General features: G+C 45.9%; 13 protein-coding genes. All 13 read right to left on the bottom strand.

Going from position 1 to position 17,106, the window contains the following annotated elements:
• Window positions 1–431: PTS system mannose/fructose/sorbose family transporter subunit IID (locus tag ACLTL4_RS08920; protein WP_412320430.1), on the bottom strand; the 431-nt coding region annotated here is incomplete at its 3' end.
• On the bottom strand, window positions 428–1,240 hold the full coding sequence (locus ACLTL4_RS08915) for a PTS mannose/fructose/sorbose/N-acetylgalactosamine transporter subunit IIC (protein ID WP_178089145.1): 813 nt from the start codon (window positions 1,238–1,240) through the stop codon (window positions 428–430). The genes ACLTL4_RS08920 and ACLTL4_RS08915, both read right to left, overlap by 4 nt.
• A gap of 81 nt (window positions 1,241–1,321) precedes the next feature.
• Window positions 1,322–2,320, bottom strand: coding sequence for a PTS mannose/fructose/sorbose transporter subunit IIAB (locus tag ACLTL4_RS08910; protein ID WP_412290476.1), 999 nt, complete (start codon window positions 2,318–2,320; stop codon window positions 1,322–1,324).
• 463 nt (window positions 2,321–2,783) lie between these two features.
• Window positions 2,784–3,803, bottom strand: coding sequence for a LacI family DNA-binding transcriptional regulator (locus ACLTL4_RS08905; protein ID WP_022118905.1), 1,020 nt, complete (start codon window positions 3,801–3,803; stop codon window positions 2,784–2,786).
• A gap of 14 nt (window positions 3,804–3,817) precedes the next feature.
• Window positions 3,818–4,420 carry a regulatory protein RecX gene (locus tag ACLTL4_RS08900; protein WP_022118906.1) on the bottom strand — a complete coding sequence of 201 codons (603 nt, stop codon included), beginning with the start codon at window positions 4,418–4,420 and terminating at the stop codon, window positions 3,818–3,820.
• The gene (gene recA, locus ACLTL4_RS08895) at window positions 4,417–5,535 is read right to left on the bottom strand and encodes a recombinase RecA (protein WP_147631098.1); all 1,119 of its coding nucleotides are present in this window, start codon (window positions 5,533–5,535) and stop codon (window positions 4,417–4,419) included. Before recA ends, ACLTL4_RS08900 begins: the two co-directional genes overlap by 4 nt.
• Before the next feature lie 495 nt (window positions 5,536–6,030).
• Window positions 6,031–6,714: a UDP-N-acetylglucosamine pyrophosphorylase gene (locus tag ACLTL4_RS08890; RefSeq protein WP_147631097.1), complete on the bottom strand. Its 684-nt coding sequence runs from the start codon at window positions 6,712–6,714 to the stop codon at window positions 6,031–6,033.
• Complete coding sequence (locus ACLTL4_RS08885) at window positions 6,701–8,737, bottom strand: DNA topoisomerase (protein ID WP_412290479.1); 2,037 nt, start codon at window positions 8,735–8,737, stop codon at window positions 6,701–6,703. Before ACLTL4_RS08885 ends, ACLTL4_RS08890 begins: the two co-directional genes overlap by 14 nt.
• Window positions 8,738–8,752: 15 nt before the next feature.
• Complete coding sequence (locus tag ACLTL4_RS08880; protein ID WP_412290481.1) at window positions 8,753–9,556, bottom strand: ABC transporter permease subunit; 804 nt, start codon at window positions 9,554–9,556, stop codon at window positions 8,753–8,755.
• Complete coding sequence (locus ACLTL4_RS08875) at window positions 9,549–10,436, bottom strand: ABC transporter ATP-binding protein (RefSeq protein ID WP_412290482.1); 888 nt, start codon at window positions 10,434–10,436, stop codon at window positions 9,549–9,551. Before ACLTL4_RS08875 ends, ACLTL4_RS08880 begins: the two co-directional genes overlap by 8 nt.
• A 264-nt stretch (window positions 10,437–10,700) precedes the next feature.
• On the bottom strand, window positions 10,701–11,786 hold the full coding sequence (gene asd / locus ACLTL4_RS08870; RefSeq protein WP_022118912.1) for an aspartate-semialdehyde dehydrogenase: 1,086 nt from the start codon (window positions 11,784–11,786) through the stop codon (window positions 10,701–10,703).
• Between the two features lie 124 nt (window positions 11,787–11,910).
• The gene (argH, locus tag ACLTL4_RS08865; protein WP_412290484.1) at window positions 11,911–13,299 is read right to left on the bottom strand and encodes an argininosuccinate lyase; all 1,389 of its coding nucleotides are present in this window, start codon (window positions 13,297–13,299) and stop codon (window positions 11,911–11,913) included.
• A gap of 464 nt (window positions 13,300–13,763) precedes the next feature.
• On the bottom strand, window positions 13,764–17,106 hold a 3,343-nt coding region (locus tag ACLTL4_RS08860), incomplete at its 5' end, for a glycoside hydrolase family 3 N-terminal domain-containing protein (protein WP_412320429.1).

Here is a 17,106-nt window from a genome sequence, read left to right as displayed (position 1 = left end):
GCCAGAATATTTCCGGTCATACCAAGTCCAACTGCGATACCGGCTGCGATCACGCGAAGAACGCCCCAGAAAATGGAATCTCCGATACCTGCCAGTGGTCCCATCAGACTGGATTTTACTGCGTTGATGGAATTTGCATCAAAATCTTTCTGCTCGCTGTTCTTTTTCTCCATGGAAGCAACCAGCCCCATGATAAAGGTCGAGCAGGTGATCGTGGTATTGAAGTAAGACATACTTCTTACCAGTGCTTCTTTTTTGCCTTCTTCATCATTTTTGTAGAATTTATTGATAAACGGCATCAGTGCGTAACAGAAGCCGGACGCACCCTGTTTTGCCGGGCTTACGGCTGCATATAAGGTAAAGGAACGCCAGAATGCCTTTTTTAACATTTTCCGTTCATCTGCCGGAATGGATTTTGTCAGATTACTCATGAGAAAAATTCCTCCTCTTCTTCATCAAATTCACTGGACTGGTTACCTGCCGGTGCAGCCACACGCTGCATAGACAGCTGATTGATCTTGTAGTCGTTCATGCCAATCGAGATGGCAACGATCACACCGATCACTGCGATTGCGATCAGCGGAAGGTTCATGTATGCAGAAAGGACAAATCCAAGGAAATAGAACATACAGATTTTCTTGTCCCACAGCATTTTCATCAGCATTGCCATGCCGACTGCCGGAAGAAGCCCGCCGCAGACAGTCAGTCCGTTCATAACCACATCCGGGATTGCATCCATCAGAGTACTGACTGCATCGGAACCGAACAGGATTCCAAGGAATGCAACCAGGGAATACAGTATCCAGTTGACCGCCCACAGTCCATAGTGCAGAAAAACGATCTGTTTTTCTTTTCCTTCTGCTGCCAGCTGGTCAAATTTCTTTGCAAACATACCAACCAGAAAGATGTACAGGAATGTTTTGATCTGAAGTCCCAAAATACCGATCGGCAAAGCCAGTGTCAGGGCAACTTCACTTCCCTTACCCAGCATGATTGCAAATGCCGTACCGACTGCTGTTGCAATTCCAGGTTCTGCCGCTGAAGCACCGCCGATATTTACAACTCCCATAAACACGGCTTCCAGTGAAGCACCGATCATAACGCCGGTTTTTACATCTCCCAGGAACAGACCAACCAAAGGTCCGATGACGATCGGTCGGTTTAACATCGTAAAACCAATCAATTCTGCACCGCCGACACAGATAAATACGGCCAGTGCCACTAAAAATGCATTTAACATAATCTCTTTCTCCTTTTCAATGATTTTAGGATCAAACGTCATCAACTACGATACCTACGGATTGTTCCGTGCTTTGCACTCTCACAATCCCTTGGTATCTTTTAACTTGTCCAGCACATCTTTGACAAGTTTCTGCTCATCATTCGGAACCTGCTGCATGCAGGTCTTTGGATCGATTGCCACCAGTTCTCTTAAGTTCTGCACTTCTTCGTCTGTCAGCATGATGGTCGGGGAAAGCAGCTGTTTTTCAGATACATCGATTCCGTCGAATCTTCCGGTGTTTCCGATGTTCAGAAATTCAATCTCACCTACCTGTCTGCGGATCTTCAGTGCATCCTTGACGGTTCTTGTCAGAACGAGGATCCTCATTTTTGATGCACGCGGATCATTCAGAACACGGATGGCTTCATCTACCGGTTTGATCAGTGCCTTGATGCCTCCCGGAACTGCCATTTTCAGTGCCATTTTCTGCGTGTCATCGTTTGCCGCATCATCATTTGCCACCACGATCCCTTGTACACGCAACTGTTTGGTCCAGGTCATCGCCACCTGTCCGTGGATCAGACGGTCATCTACACGCAGTGCGGAAATCTTTGCTGTTGAATTTTCATAGTTTGCAGGCTGTGCGGCTTTTTTCTCCTGAACCGCAGCCGCTTTCTTCTGACTCTGTGCCGCTGCATCTGCTTCCTTTTTCGGTTTTGCATGCATCTGCACCATCTGAAGTTCTCCTCTTGCTTCCTCAATGTAAGTTTCGATCTCTTCTTCGCTCACATCATCATCCGCAAGCATGACCTGCATCAGTACCGGGAGATTTGTTCCGGTCACCAGTGTGACGTTGTCCTGCTTTGCGTACTCCATCAGCTTCTGGTTTACGCTTCCTCCCATCAGGTCGGTAAACACGATGATGCGGTCTTCTTTATGCTTCTCAAAAAATTCTTTAAACTGCTCTTCCACATTGTCTTCCGGTGTTACATAAGCATCAATCGTCGTGATCTCTGTCAGCTGACCGACGATCAGCTCGGCCGTGTAACGGATTCCGGAGGCCATTTTTCCATGTGTGGCAATCAAAATCTGTTTCATGTGATCCTCCTTTGAAGTGTCTGTTCTGCGTCATATTTCGTTAGGTTATGTACATAACTTCTATGTACACACTATAGCATTTGTCGTTTTGTCTGTAAATAGGTTATGTAGATAACCGTCTTTTTGTATAAGTTCAGATGGGGGATTTTTGTGCATTTTGATAGATTATGAAAGGATTTATTGAAAAAGGGAAGGTTCGTATAATAAAAACGCCCTGATTTTGGAAAACAAATGCTCTGACACGCTGCGTTTCCTGTTCGGTGTCCTCTGGCAAGCCAGGAACCTTTGTCAATGTGCAAAATGAACAATTCCCCAGTAGGTACTATCTGATGTACCGCTGCCAATGTGAGGTAGCGAGAGCGTGCCTTCGGGGAATTCGTTCATTTGCACATTTTCATTTTTTTGTGTGGATGTCATTTTTCTTTATCACGCAAAATCAAACAATATTGCTGAATCTTGCTTTTCAGTCTCTCTCCACCGACTTCCTTTTCACCAGTGTCACGGACAGTTCTACTTCCCGCTGCGGATATTCTTCGCCTTCTTCGATCCATTTCAGAAGGATTTCCACTGCTTTCTGTGCTTTTTTCTGCACGTCCTGCTTTATGGTGGTAAGTCTCGGTGTGGAGTACTGTGCATAGCTGATATCGTCATAGCCTGCCACGCCGATCTGCTGCGGCACGGCTACTTTTTTGTCGGCACAGAAGCGGATCGCTTCCAGTGCATACATATCGGAGAGGAAAAACAGTGCCGTTCCCGGCAATCTTCTCTGTACCAGCCAGTCGTAACTTGCTTTTCGTTTTTCATAGTTCATGCCAAGTGCCACAAACTGCAGTTTCTGACCTTCTGCCGCACACTCCTGCATGGCTCTCTGTGCACCGACATAACGCAGATGATCGACACCGTTGTCTCTTCCGGCACAGACTTTGATGTGCTCATATCCGCATTCCAGCAGATATTTCACCATCTGATAGCCGCCACTTTCGTCATCCAGACCGATATTGACCAGATGGCTGTCTTTGGCTGCGTTTCCGTAGGCATCGATCGACACGATCGGTTTTTTGATCAGCTGATAGATTTTTTCACAGTTGTGTCGGCTGAAGGAGATGGCGATCACGCCGTCCACATCCCAGCCTGCCACCATCTGAAAAATCTCTTCGATGTCTTTTGTGGAATACAGCATCAGGTAATAGCCCTGTTTCTGCACATATTCTTCGATAAATCCGATGATTTTCCCGTAAAATGGATCTCCGAGAATGGAATCTTTGAATTCTTTATGATAGTTAATGACAACTGCGATCAGCTGAGACTTCTCGTTATTCAGCACTCGCAGTCCTCTTTTCTGCACGTAACCAACTTCTTTGATCAGTGCTTCGATCTTCTGGATCGTCGCAGGTGATACTTTTTTTGTTTTCCCGTGAATGACGTTGGAAACGGTTGTGGTACTGACACCTGCCTTTTCTGCTATTTCTTTGATTGTTGCCAAAAATATTCTCCTAATTATTCGAGCCCCCGCAGAACCTTGCGTACCGCAGCATAGGAAAATCCTTTTCTCATAAAAAACGCATAGTATTTCTGCTGTTCTTCCGCTGTTGGATTCTCCAGGTTCATGCGTTTCTTTTTCGCAAGTGCGAGGATCGTTTCTTCTTCGCTGTTTCCTTCTGCCTGTTCGTATGCCGCTTCAATATCTTCTGAAGAAACGCCTTTTGCTTTTAACTCCTGTACGATCTGGCGTTTGCTCTTTGTCTGGCTGCGGCTCTCGATATAGTATCCGGCATAACGTACATCATCGATATAGTGGAAGCTTCGCACATACTCGATAGCGATATCTTCGATCTCTTTCGGGTATCCTCCCTGACGGAGCTTTGTTCTCAGCTGCCATTCGGTCTTATCTGCACTTTTTAAGATATTCATGCAACGCAGCCTGGCCCGTTTGGGCAGGATCTCCTGCATGATCTCTGCATATGCCTGCTCTGAAAGGGATTCCCCTTCACGGATCCCCATCCGGTAAGCCTCATTCCGATACAGGACAAAAGCTTTTTCTCCGTCTAAAAAGACCTGCACTCTCGTCTTGCCGACCGGCTCTAATGCAGTGACGATCATGCTTCATCCCCGCTGCCGTCCGGATCTGCTGCCGGAGTTTCTTCTTTTACGGCATCCTTTTTCGCAGTACTGCTCTTTGTTGCTTTTTTGTCTTCTTTTTCATCATCTGCGGCTGCCGCACCGTCAAATCCATACTTTTCACGCACCAGTTTTTCGATCTCTGCCATCGTCTCTGGATTGTTCTTCAGATAAATCTTGGCATTCTCACGGCCCTGTCCGATCTTGATGCCGTTATAGGCAAACCATGCCCCGCTCTTGTTTACAATCTCATTTTTCACTGCCAGATCAAGGATGTCACCTTCTCTTGAGATGCCCTGACCGAACATGATATCAAACTCTGCCTCTTTAAATGGCGGTGCGATCTTGTTCTTGACGATTTTGACACGCACACGGTTGCCGACGATCTCGCCGCCCTGTTTGAGTGTCTCGATACGGCGTACATCCATACGGATGGAAGAGTAAAACTTCAGTGCACGGCCACCGGTTGTAACCTCCGGATTGCCGAACATGACACCGACTTTTTCACGCAGCTGGTTGATAAAGATCACGGTACAGCTGGATTTGCCGATGATACCGGTCAGTTTACGAAGTGCCTGAGACATCAGTCTTGCATGCAGACCTACGTGAGAATCTCCCATATCGCCCTCGATCTCTGTTTTTGGCACCAGTGCTGCCACAGAGTCCACGATGATAATGTCCACTGCTCCGGAACGCACCATGGTCTCTGCGATCTCAAGCCCCTGCTCACCGTTATCCGGCTGTGAAATGTAAAGATTATCAATGTCTACGCCGATATTCTTTGCATAGACCGGATCCAGTGCATGCTCTGCATCGATAAATCCTGCGATACCGCCGCGTTTCTGGACTTCTGCTACCATATGCAGTGCTACGGTCGTCTTACCACTGGACTCCGGTCCGTAGATCTCCACGATCCTTCCTTTTGGAACACCGCCAAGTCCCAGTGCCACATCCAGGCTCAGAGAGCCGGTCGGAACGGTCTCCACGTTCATATGGTTTCCGGAATCACCCAGTTTCATAATGGCACCTTTTCCGAAATCTTTCTCAATTTTTGTGATAGCCGCTTCCAGTGCCTTGATCTTATCATCCTGTCCCATTTTAATATCCTCCTTAATCTTCTATTTGCTCTATATTGTTCCACTTGTCTTCCCGTATCAGGTAAATATCTGCAAAACTGACACGAATCGCCTGCCAAGTCTCACATGTGTTCGACTTGAAAATACTCAACTGTACTGACCACAAGCGTATACTTTCGATACAGATTATACCAATCTGATACCTGGTTTCTGTAATGCCAATGGTTTTCTCGTTTCTTCTGTGCACCTTTGCAATACGCAAAAGGGCTTGATTACGAACTTATGTTCGTTCTCTCCCCATATTAATATATATTTTTGAAAATGTCAACCAAAAAGCGTGTCCATGCTTGGAAATTTGCAGCAGAAGTGCTGCCTGCTGTTTATCGAATTCAAGAATGCCAGAGTCGGAAGTCACCTCACATCTGATGTCATTCTTCTCTGAGTGAAATGAAATGTCAAAAGGAAGGACAAAATTATCCTTCCTTTATTATAGTTTACTCTTTACTTATTGTCAATTTATTTCTCGTTCTGTTTTCTCTTTTCTGCGATTTCGCCGCGTTTTTTGTAGATGCTGTGTGCCGGGATCACTTCACGCACAGAGGAAAGCGGATAGATATTGCTGTCCGGTCCGACTACGGTTCCCGGATTTAAGATGGAGCCGCATCCTACCTCTACGTTATCGCCGATCATGGCACCGAATTTTTTCAGTCCGGTCTCGATGCGATTGCCTTTGTCATCTTTTACCACCACCAGTTTTTTATCGGATTTGACATTGGATGTGATCGAACCGGCTCCCATATGTGCCTTGTATCCAAGAATGGAATCACCGACATAATTGTAATGCGGAACCTGTACTTTGTTGAACAGGACCACATTTTTCAGTTCGGTGGAGTTGCCGACAACGGCTCCTTCACCTACGATCGCATTGCCGCGGATGAATGCACAGTGGCGTACTTCTGCTTCTTTTCCGATGATTGCCGGTCCGTGAATGTAAGCGGTCGGTGCTACGGTTGCGGATTTTGCGATCCAGATGTCTTCCCCGCGTTTTTCGTATTCTTCTTCGCTTAAGGTCGCTCCCAGTTTTTTGATAAAATCGCTGATCTTCGGAAGTACTTCCCACGGATAAACGGCTCCTTCAAACAGATCTTTTGCAATCGTTTCCTCGAGATTATAGAGATTTTTGATTTTACATGTTTCCATCTTTCTTACCTCCTGTTAGTCGCTTCTGCGGCTTTTGCTGTTTTTTATAGAAAACTGCCGATTCGTCAAATAGTTTCCGCAAAGCATAGGAACTATTGCTGCCAAGTACGGCATCGGTTCTTCTTTTTATAAAGCCCTCTAACTTTTCCATATATTCTTCGGAAGTGATCGTGCCCTCCGCCACATAGGTGAGCCCTTTTTCCCAGCTTGCCGTAAGCTCCGGGTTTAACAGAGAACGGATTGAATTGTTCACCACATCAAAGATCATCTCCCCCAGGTGTGTCGGTGTCAGAACCTGCGTTTTTTTATTCAGGGCAATGTATTTGTTTGCCTGAAGCTTCTTCAGAATCTCTGCCCTGGTTGCACTCGTTCCGATGCCGCTTCCTTTGATCTGGGCACGCAGTTCTTCATCCTCGATCAGCTGACCGGCATTCTCCATTGCCAGAATCATCGAACCGGATGTATAGCGTTTCGGCGGTGAAGTTTCGCCTTCTTTGATGGAAAAGCCCTTCACCGGAAGTATATCACCTTTTTTGCATTTCTGCAGTGCTTGAAGCAGATTTTCGTCACATTTCACATCTTCTGTATCGTCTTTTTTCTTATTTTCTTCCGGCATGCCTGCCACTTTAAGGTATCCTTCGGACAGAAGCAGACGGAAACTTGAGAAAAAGGACTCCTGCTGTACTTTTGAAACCAGTGTCGTTTTCTGGTAAATGGCCGGCGGATAAAAAATACTGAGGAACCTTCTTGCAATCAGCTCATAAACCTTTACCGAAAGGGCACTTACGCTCCGCAGTGCCAAAAGTCCCTGCCCGGTCGGGATGATCGCATAATGGTCGGTGATCTGTTTGTCATTGACGTAACGTGTCGATGCAATCTTTTTCCAGGCCGTGCCTTCTAAAACTTCCGCCGCATAAGACTGCACGTTTGCAAACCCGGAAAGTCCGCGGATATTTTTGTGGATCTCTTTTGCTACTGCCGTTGACAGCACTCGGGCGTCCGTTCTCGGATAAGTGACCAGCTTTTTCTCGTAGAGTTCCTGGACAATCTTTAAGGTCTCGTCCGGGCTGATTTTGTAACGCTTCGAGCAGTCATTCTGAAGTTCCGCCAGGTTATAAAGCAGCGGCGGATTTTTGTTTTCTTTTTTGCTTTCCAGCTTTTCGATCACAGCCTGCACCGGCTTTGGATTGCTCAGCTTCTCTATCAGCTCTTTTGCATCTTCTTTATGCGAAAATCCATTCTCTTTGTAGAGCTTCGGAGACTGGAAATAAGCGGAACCTTTGACGGCACGGAACTCGCCTTCGATCGTGCTTTCACCGCATACCATGGAAGACAGTACACGGTAGAACGGCATTTTCACAAACTGACGGATTTCACGTTCCCTTCTGACGATCATGCCAAGCACACAGGTCATCACACGTCCGACTGATATCACCGTGTATCTTGTTCCCATGCAGCTTGAAATGGACTGCCCGTATTTCAGACTTAAAAGTCTGGAAAAATTGATGCCCATCAGATAATCCTCTTTTGCACGCAGATAAGCGGCACTTGCAAGATTATCGTATGCGGAAAGATCTTTTGCTGTCGCAATCCCGTGCAGGATTTCTTCTTCTGTCTGAGAATCGATCCACACACGCAGCCTTTTCTTGCCCTGAACATGTGCTTCCTGCTCCACCAGGCGGTAAATATATTCTCCTTCCCGTCCGGAGTCGGTACAGACATAGATCACATCAATATCTTTTCGATTTAAAAGAGTGCTGACCACTTTGAACTGCTTTTTCGTCGCCGGAATCACTTCGTAAAGAAAGTTCTCCGGCAGAAACGGAAGCGTCGCAAGGCTCCATTTTTTATAAGAAGCATCGTAAACTTCCGGGTAGCTCATCGTCACCAGATGTCCGACACACCAGGTCACAACGGCCTCTTCCCCCTCCAGATAGCCATCTTTCCTTGCCGCCCGGATCTTCAACGCTTTCGCAAATTCCTGTGCAACACTCGGTTTTTCTGCTATGTATAATTTTTTCAATTATTTACTCCTCTTTTAAAGCGGCAGATCCCGCTTCTCAAATATTCGCATGGAAAGCCAGTAAAGCAGAACGCCCGCCAGGATCAGTACCGGATATTTCCATATAAAAAACATGCCCCCGTCGATCACATCGTCCGCCAGATACATGGAGAAGATCGTCACATATTTCAGATATCCGAAAATCCCCCCAAGCGAAGCGAGCATTTTCAGAATATAAAATAACAGTACGATCCCTGTCGTGATCATCACTGCCAGTGCTTTCTCATCGCACATTGCAGATATCACAAACAGCAGGCCCCCAAGGCAGAAATGCAGGCAGAATCCGCCAAGGCACATCAGTAAGAACTCGGAAATCACAAAATACGATCCGCAAAAGGCCAGGCCGCACACTATTCCGACCAGACAATTTACAAAAAACAATGCAAACAGGGCAAATGTAAAAGAATAAATCTGAGTAAACAAAAGCTTTTCACGCTCTACAGGTGCCGACAGAATCCAGGCAAAAGCACCGCTTTCCAGTTTGCCTGCAACGAAAGATGCCGCCACCGGGATACTGACTACAAATGGTACCAGTGTAAAGATATTCTCCCAGAAATAGCCTCCCAAAATGCCACTTAAAGACAGTCCGTAATTGCCTGCCCCAAGTGCTGTCTGAACTGCGGACGGCAGCCCGGAAAATAAAAGGGTCACACCGGCTTTTCCATCTGGTGCGTATGTCCCCAACAGTAGAAACAGATAAAGTAGCAGTACAGCGGTGACGATGCCCCACAACCAGATATGTTCTCTGAAATTTTTCTTCAGTATTGGAATATTAATCACTCAGGTCACCTCCATACAGATAGGTAAAGGTCTCTTCCAACGTCTGCGGAATGCTCTCCATGGTCAGCACTTTATACCCTGACAGCACTTTGATAAAATTCTGCAGTTCTCCGGAAAGCGAGACGGTAAGCTGAGTCGCATTTTTATTTAAAACATCAAATCCTGACTCTCTGACAAAACGGACTGCTTCCAGCTCACTTCGAAATCCGATGCAGAATACCTTTCTGGAGGCCTCACGGATCACGGAAACATCATCCAGGTTGACCAGCATGCCACGCCGCAAGATCCCGATGCGGTCACAGAGCCGCTCCGCCGTCACAAAACTTCCGGTAGCGATCAGGATCGTCTTTCCCCTGCTTTTTTCTTCTAGGATCAGGTTCATGAACTGCACTTTTGCCTTTTCGCCAAGATCACTCTCCGGTTCATCGAGCAGAAGCACCTCCGGATCATGAAGAAATACACCGGCGATCGCCAGCTTTTTTTTCTCTTCCTGATTCAGATCACGGATCTTTTTTGAAGTGTCCAGCTCAAATGCATCTGCTGTGCGGATCGCTTTTTCCAGGCTTTTTCTGTTTCTTAAATCTGCCAGAAAGCGAAAAAACTGAAGACCGGTCATCGACTCCGGCAGTGTGATCTTCTGCGGCAGATATCCGGTAAAATTCTTAATACCGGTACTTTGTTTCCAGCAATGTTTGGCGTTGATCGTGCAGCGCCCCCCGGAAAGGTTTGAAAATCCCATCAAAATCTGCAGAAGTGTCGTCTTGCCGGCACCTTCCATCCCCAGCAGTCCAAACGTCTCCTGATCCTGTACTTCAAAAGAAAGATCAAAAACACCTTTATTGCTGCCATAATCCTTTGTTACGTTTTTTATCCTTATCATTTACCCAAACCCACCTGTAAAAATTCGAAATGTCATATTTATGATGCCAGGGTCAAAAGGTCTAAATCCACATGAGCTTGCTCATAGGTGGATGAAAGACCTTGGGACCCCAACATCCTATCTATTATTAAGAATGTCTCTGACATTCTTGCTGCGTTCCTGAATATTGTACAAAATGGCAAACAAAAATGCAAGAGCAAAAAGAGATGCCGGCGTTTCTTTTCGCTGACATCTCTTTGAGCCTGTTTTTTAAACCGTTTTTCTTTATTTCTTTGTGATATATCCTTTTGCTGTCAGTGTCTCAGCACACAGAACGGCTCCGCCTGCTGCTCCTCTGACGGTGTTATGGGACAGTCCCACGAATTTCCAGTCATAAACTTTATCTTCTCTTAAGCGGCCAACCGATACGCCCATGCCGTTTTCGTAGTTGACATCCAGTTTTACCTGCGGACGGTTGTCTTCTTCCATGTACTGGATGAACTGCTTCGGTGCACTTGGCAGATCCAGTTCCTGAGGAAGTCCTTTGAAGTTCACCAGTTTTTCGATCAGCTGTTCTTTGGTCGGTTTCTTTTTGAACTTAACGAAAACTGCTGCGGTATGTCCGTTCAGAACCGGAACACGGATGCACTGGCAGGTGATAACCGGGCTCTGTGCCGGAACGATCACGCCGTCTTTCACTTCGCCCCACAGACGAAGCGGCTCCATCTCGCTCTTTTCTTCTTCGCCGCCGATGTACGGGATGATGTTCTCTACCATCTCCGGCCAGTCTTTGAAAGTCTTGCCTGCTCCGGAGATTGCCTGGTAAGTGGTAGCTACGACTTCGTATGGCTCAAACTCTTTCCATGCAGTCAGTACCGGTGCATAACTCTGGATAGAGCAGTTCGGTTTTACTGCTACAAAACCTTTCTTGGTTCCCAGACGTTTTTTCTGAGATTCGATCACATCGAAATGCTGTGGATTGATTTCCGGAACAACCATCGGTACATCCGGTGTCCAGCGATGTGCACTGTTGTTGGAAACAACCGGTGTCTCGGTCTTTGCATATTCTTCTTCGATTGCTTTGATCTCATCTTTTGACATATCAACGGCTGAAAATACGAAGTCTACGTTTGATGCAACTTTTTCTACTTCGTTTACATTCATGACAACGATCTTCTTTACAGCTTCCGGCATCGGAGTGTCCATTTTCCATCTTCCGCCGACTGCTTCTTCATATGTCTTTCCTGCACTTCTCGGGCTTGCTGCCAGTGTGGTCACTTCAAACCACGGATGATTCTCAAGAAGAGAGATAAAACGCTGACCTACCATTCCGGTTGCTCCAAGGATACCGACTTTTAATTTCTGTTCCATTTTTCAAATCCTCATTTCGTAATATATTTACAACGGACAATTTATCGTTCGTGTATTTTGTGTGCGGACATTTGTCTTTACTCGAACTATCCTATCCTATTTCAGCAAAAAAATCAAGCGGTTTTTATAAATTTTCTGCTTCTTCCAGGTATTTTTTTTCGAGCATGATGACTTTTTTCATGGCTTCTGCCCCAGGAGCACCGATCGTCAGACGTTTTTCCACGCAGGTTTTCAGGGAGATTGCCTCGTAAATATCTTCTTCAAAGACCGGGCTGATCTCTTTGTACTCTTCCAGTGTCAGGTCATCCAGGGCAATGCCTCTGTCAATGCACAGAAGTACCAGACGGCCTACAATACCGTGTGCGTCACGGAACGGTACGCCATGGTTTACCAGATAATCTGCGGCATCGGTCGCATTGGTGAAACCGTTTTTTGCACTCTTTTCCATGACATCTTTGCGGAAGCTCATCGTAGAAACCATGCCGGTAAACAGGGCAATACAGCCCTTTACGGTGTCGATCGCATCAAAGGTCAGCTCTTTGTCTTCCTGCATGTCTTTGTTGTATGCCAGCGGGATGCCTTTCATCGTGGTCAGCATGGAGGTCAGTGCTCCGTAAACACGGCCGGTCTTTCCTCTTACCAGCTCTGCGATATCCGGGTTTTTCTTCTGCGGCATGATGCTGCTGCCGGTGCTGTAAGCGTCATCGATCTCCACAAAGCGGTATTCATTGGAATTCCACAGGATGATCTCCTCGCAGAAACGGCTCAGATGCATCATAATCGTTGACATGGCAGAGAGCAGCTCGATCAGGTAGTCACGGTCGGATACGGAATCCATGCTGTTTAAGGTTGGTCCGTCAAATCCAAGCAGCTGTGCCGTCATCTCACGATCCAGAGGATACGTTGTGCCTGCCAGTGCACCGCTTCCAAGCGGGCAGAGATTCATTCTCTTATAAATATCAGCCAGTCTCTGTCTGTCACGTTTGAACATTTCAAAATAAGCCCCGAAATGATGTGCCAGCGTGATTGGCTGTGCTTTCTGCAGGTGGGTAAATCCCGGCATATAAGTCTCAATATTTTCTTCCATAATGCCAAGCAGTGTCTCAAGAAGTTTTTTCAGCAGTTTGTCGATCTCACCGATCTCATCTCTTGTATAAAGCTTCATATCCAGTGCAACCTGGTCATTGCGGCTGCGTCCGGTGTGCAGCTTTTTGCCGGCATCGCCGATGCGGTCGATCAGATTTGCCTCCACAAAGCTGTGGATATCTTCGTATTTGTCTGTGATCTTAAGTGTTCCGCTCTCAACATCACGCAGAATGCCATCCAGGCCTTCCAGGATCTGATCACGCTCTGCCTCAGTCAGAATGCCCTGTGCTGCCAGCATTTTCACATGTGCCTTGCTTCCTGTGATATCCTGTTTGTAAAATTTCTGATCAAACGATATGGATGCATTAAAATTATAAACCAGCTGATCGGTCTCTTTGGTGAAACGTCCACCCCATAACTGTGCCATAGTAATTCCTCATTTCTTATAAAATATAGTGGATAGAAAGGGCAGAACCCATCTGCCCCAGATTATTTCCGGCAAAATTCCTGATTTTATGCCGAATCCTGTAGTTCAGTGTATCACAGGCGACTTTTCCTGGCAAGAAAAAACGGCGGATCACTCAAACTCCGCCGTCTTTCCCTGTTGCTATATAGTAAGAGGTTTCTTACTTACTTTTTAATCTTTACTGCCTTCTTTGATTGATTGTGATGCTATTATATCTAATTTCCGTTCACGAAACCACTCATTTTCCGACATAAATTGTTCATTTTCCGTCCTGTGTGTTCATATTATGTTCATCTTTTTCAGCCATTCATCTGGTTCAATAGCTGCTACTGTTTATGTTTTGTGATCTCGAACACGATAAAAAAGTGGGAGGACGCCTTCCGGCATCCTCCCGAGTGTGTTTCAAGTCTTTGGATAAGTTTATCTTATTTAACTGTTACAGTCTTCTTTGCAGAGTACTTGGTGTAAACTTTCTGACCGTTGATGGTCTTGTAAGCTCTTACACGTACATAGTATTTGCTGCCTTTGCTCAGTCTCTTCAGAGTAACATTCAGTTTCTTTGTATTTGCTTTCTTAGCACTCTTGAAGTTTGCTTTCTTGGAGTACTGTACCTGATAGCCGTCTGCACCTTTTACTTTTTTCACTTTGACAACTGCAGCTTTGCTCTTTCCGGTTACTTTCTTAACGGTTGCTTTTTTCGCTTTAAATGCATTCTTTTCAAGTTTTGCATTTGCGGATGCTGCTTCTGCTTTTGCTGCATCTGCCTCTGCTTTTGCTGCTTTTGCTGCAGCTTCTGCTTCTGCTTTTGCTTTTTCTGCTGCTGCGATCTGAGCTTTTACAGCTGCATCTTCTTTTGATTCATAGCCTAAGTCATCCAGAACTTTCTGTGCTTTGTTCTTTGTCAGGATTGCCTTTGCCTGTTTTGCTTCTGCTGCTGTCACTGCATCATCACTTGTTGCCAGTTTGTCCAGCATGTTTTCAAATACTGCACTCTTTGCGATAACATTCAGCATATTGACTGCGGATTTCTGCAGGTCACCAAGTCTTAATGTCTTGTCTGTATTCAGTGCTGTCAGCATATTCTTTACGTTTCCGCCAGGCATCTCACAGTCATTTCCTGCCCACATCAGCAGTCCCTGTACGTTTTTGCCTTTGTTTGCACCATTGACACGGCTTACAGAATACCAGTCTGTCATTACAAATCCTTCAAATCCCCATTCATCTCTTAACATCGTTGTCAGCAGACCATAGTTTTCAAAGGTCGGATAACCGTTTACCATGTTGTAGGAGCTCATGATGTAATCTGGCTGAGCTTCTTCTACGCCGATTTCAAAGCCTTTCAGGTAGATCTCTCTTGCTGCTCTCTCAGATACAACAGAGTTGCTTCCCATACGCTGCTGTTCCTGGTTGTTGAATGCGAAATGTTTCAGAGTAACACCGATTCCGGAGTATGTTCCGTCTGCTTTTGTCTGAACACCTTTTGTCTCAGCGGCAGCTGCTTCACCGGAGATCAGCGGATCTTCTGAGTAGTACTCAAAGTTACGTCCACAAAGCGGGTTTCTGTGGATGTTCATGCCCGGTGCAAGCCAAGATGTAACGCCATATTCCAGCATTTCTGTACCAACTGCACGGCCTACTTCTTCAATGACAGCCGGATCCCATGCCTGTGCAAGCAGAGTACCGATCGGCATTGCTGTACAGTACTGATAGTATTTGGTGTTATCGGTTGTATACAGTTTTTCGCCATCTGCAAGAAGTTTTTTGAACTCTGTCTCATTTGCAATTGCTTTTTCTGTATAATTCATGCCGCTCCAGCTGTATGTTCCTGTATAGTAAGTCTGGTTTGCATCAAATGTCGCATCTGCACCGACCAGTTCGTACTGGATGTACTCTTTTGTGATACGGATACCTGCAGGTCCATCGGAAAGTACGATGTTCGGGATGTATCTGGAGTTGTACAGATTGCTTGTTGTCTCACCGGCTGCTCCATATACGGAATCTGCCTGAGAACCGATGACTGCTGAGCTTGAAGATCCTGCTGACAGTCCGTCGTAAGTACCGCCTTCTACCAGGTCAGCCAACTCTGTGCTGCTCATGTTTGCTACCAGTTCTTCCATGGTAAGTTTGCCGTTCACAACATCTACCAGAGTTGCATCTTTTGCTGCTTTTACGGTTTTCTTTGTCTCTTTGTCCAAATCTGCATTCTTGCTGTATGCATTAGAATCAGAATCTTTATCCTCACTTATGTAGGAAGTTACTTTTCCGTCTGTGTACGCATGCGTTTCTGTTTTTCCAAAGCTGGAAGCCGCAAGACTCAAGGATGCTTTTGCTGCACTCAAACCTTCTGCGGTTGGTGTAATGCCTGTGCCGTATCCTGTGGATTTCTCATCCAGGATATTCATCTTGTAAGCTCCGCCTTCTGCTACCACATGATCAGCGGTGTAAGTACCTGTCTGCATTTTATCTTTTGTCATTCCCAGAGCATTTTCTGCTTTTTCGGTAACAACATCTTTGTCCAGTTTGATATCAGCTGCCTCTACGGTATTTCTGGAGCTGTTGCCCACACGAATCTTGTAGGTTCCGTCTTCCAGTACATACTGTTCATTGTTTTCATCGTAGCTTGCCATCTCATCGGTGTCAAAGGAAAGCGTTACTTCTTTGGTTTCACCTGCTTTTACTTCGACTTTCTGGTATGCTGCCAGTTCCTGATACGGCTTGTCCAGGCTGCCTTCCGGTGCGGAGAAATAAACTTCTACAACTTCTTTACCGGTAACTTTTCCTGTATTTTTAACTTCTGCTACTACGCTGACATTTTCTGCATCTGCTTTTACTGTTTTTACTTTAATGTCAAAATCCGTATAGGATTCGCCGTAACCGAATTCATAAGCTACTTTCTTTCCAAAGGTATCGAAGAAACGGTAGCCTACATAGATATCATCGTTGTAAACTTCTTCTGCGGTTGCTGCAGTATTTGCTGCATTGCTTTCTTCTGTGGTCTCTCCGTCTTTATGTACGGCGTCATTCCATGAGAATGCTGCAGATGATGGATAATCATTATAATCAACTGCCCAGGTATCGGTCAGTTTACCGGATGGATTTACTTCACCGTTCAGGATCTGAACCAGGGCACGTCCTCCGTTCATACCTGCCTGTGACATCAGTACCAGAGAATCCAGTCCTTCGATCTTGCTGCGGTTCAGGGAATCATTTGCTGCGTATCCGCCTTTGCCGTTGAAGAAGTTGGTATCAACAATACCGCCTGTATTGAGGACAACAACTACATTTTTAAATTTCTGACCCAGTAATTTCAGGTTGGCTGCTTCGTTGTCTGTCAGATAATAATCGCCTTTTTCTGCTTTACGGTCAGCACCTTCGCCTGAGTTACGTGCCAGCACATAGATTGCGGTGTCTGTTTTTCCGGCTGCAGCAGTTACATCTGCTTCTGCATAAGCTTCTTCTTTATATACGAAGCTGCTGAACATACCGCCGCCTCCTGCTTCTGATTCTGCTTTTTCATATGCTGTGTTCTGAGCCGTCAGGAAATCCTGGTTTACCACATCGTATCCGGCATCTTCAAAGCCCTGTTCTACCGTAATGTTTGCACCGTCCTTCAGATAAACATCACCGGATCCGGTACCGCCTTTGATCGTCTTATAGGAACCTACACCAAACAGTGCTACTTTCGTTCCTTTTGTCTGGGCGATCGGCAGGGAGTTATTGTTGTTCTCCAGAAGAACCATACCCTGTGTAGCTGCCTTCTGGGATATT

The sequence above is a fragment of the Hominisplanchenecus sp. genome (genome assembly GCF_046967715.1).
In the GTDB taxonomy this organism is placed as follows: domain Bacteria; phylum Bacillota; class Clostridia; order Lachnospirales; family Lachnospiraceae; genus Hominisplanchenecus; species Hominisplanchenecus faecis.
This window is presented reverse-complemented; position numbering and strand designations above follow the sequence as displayed.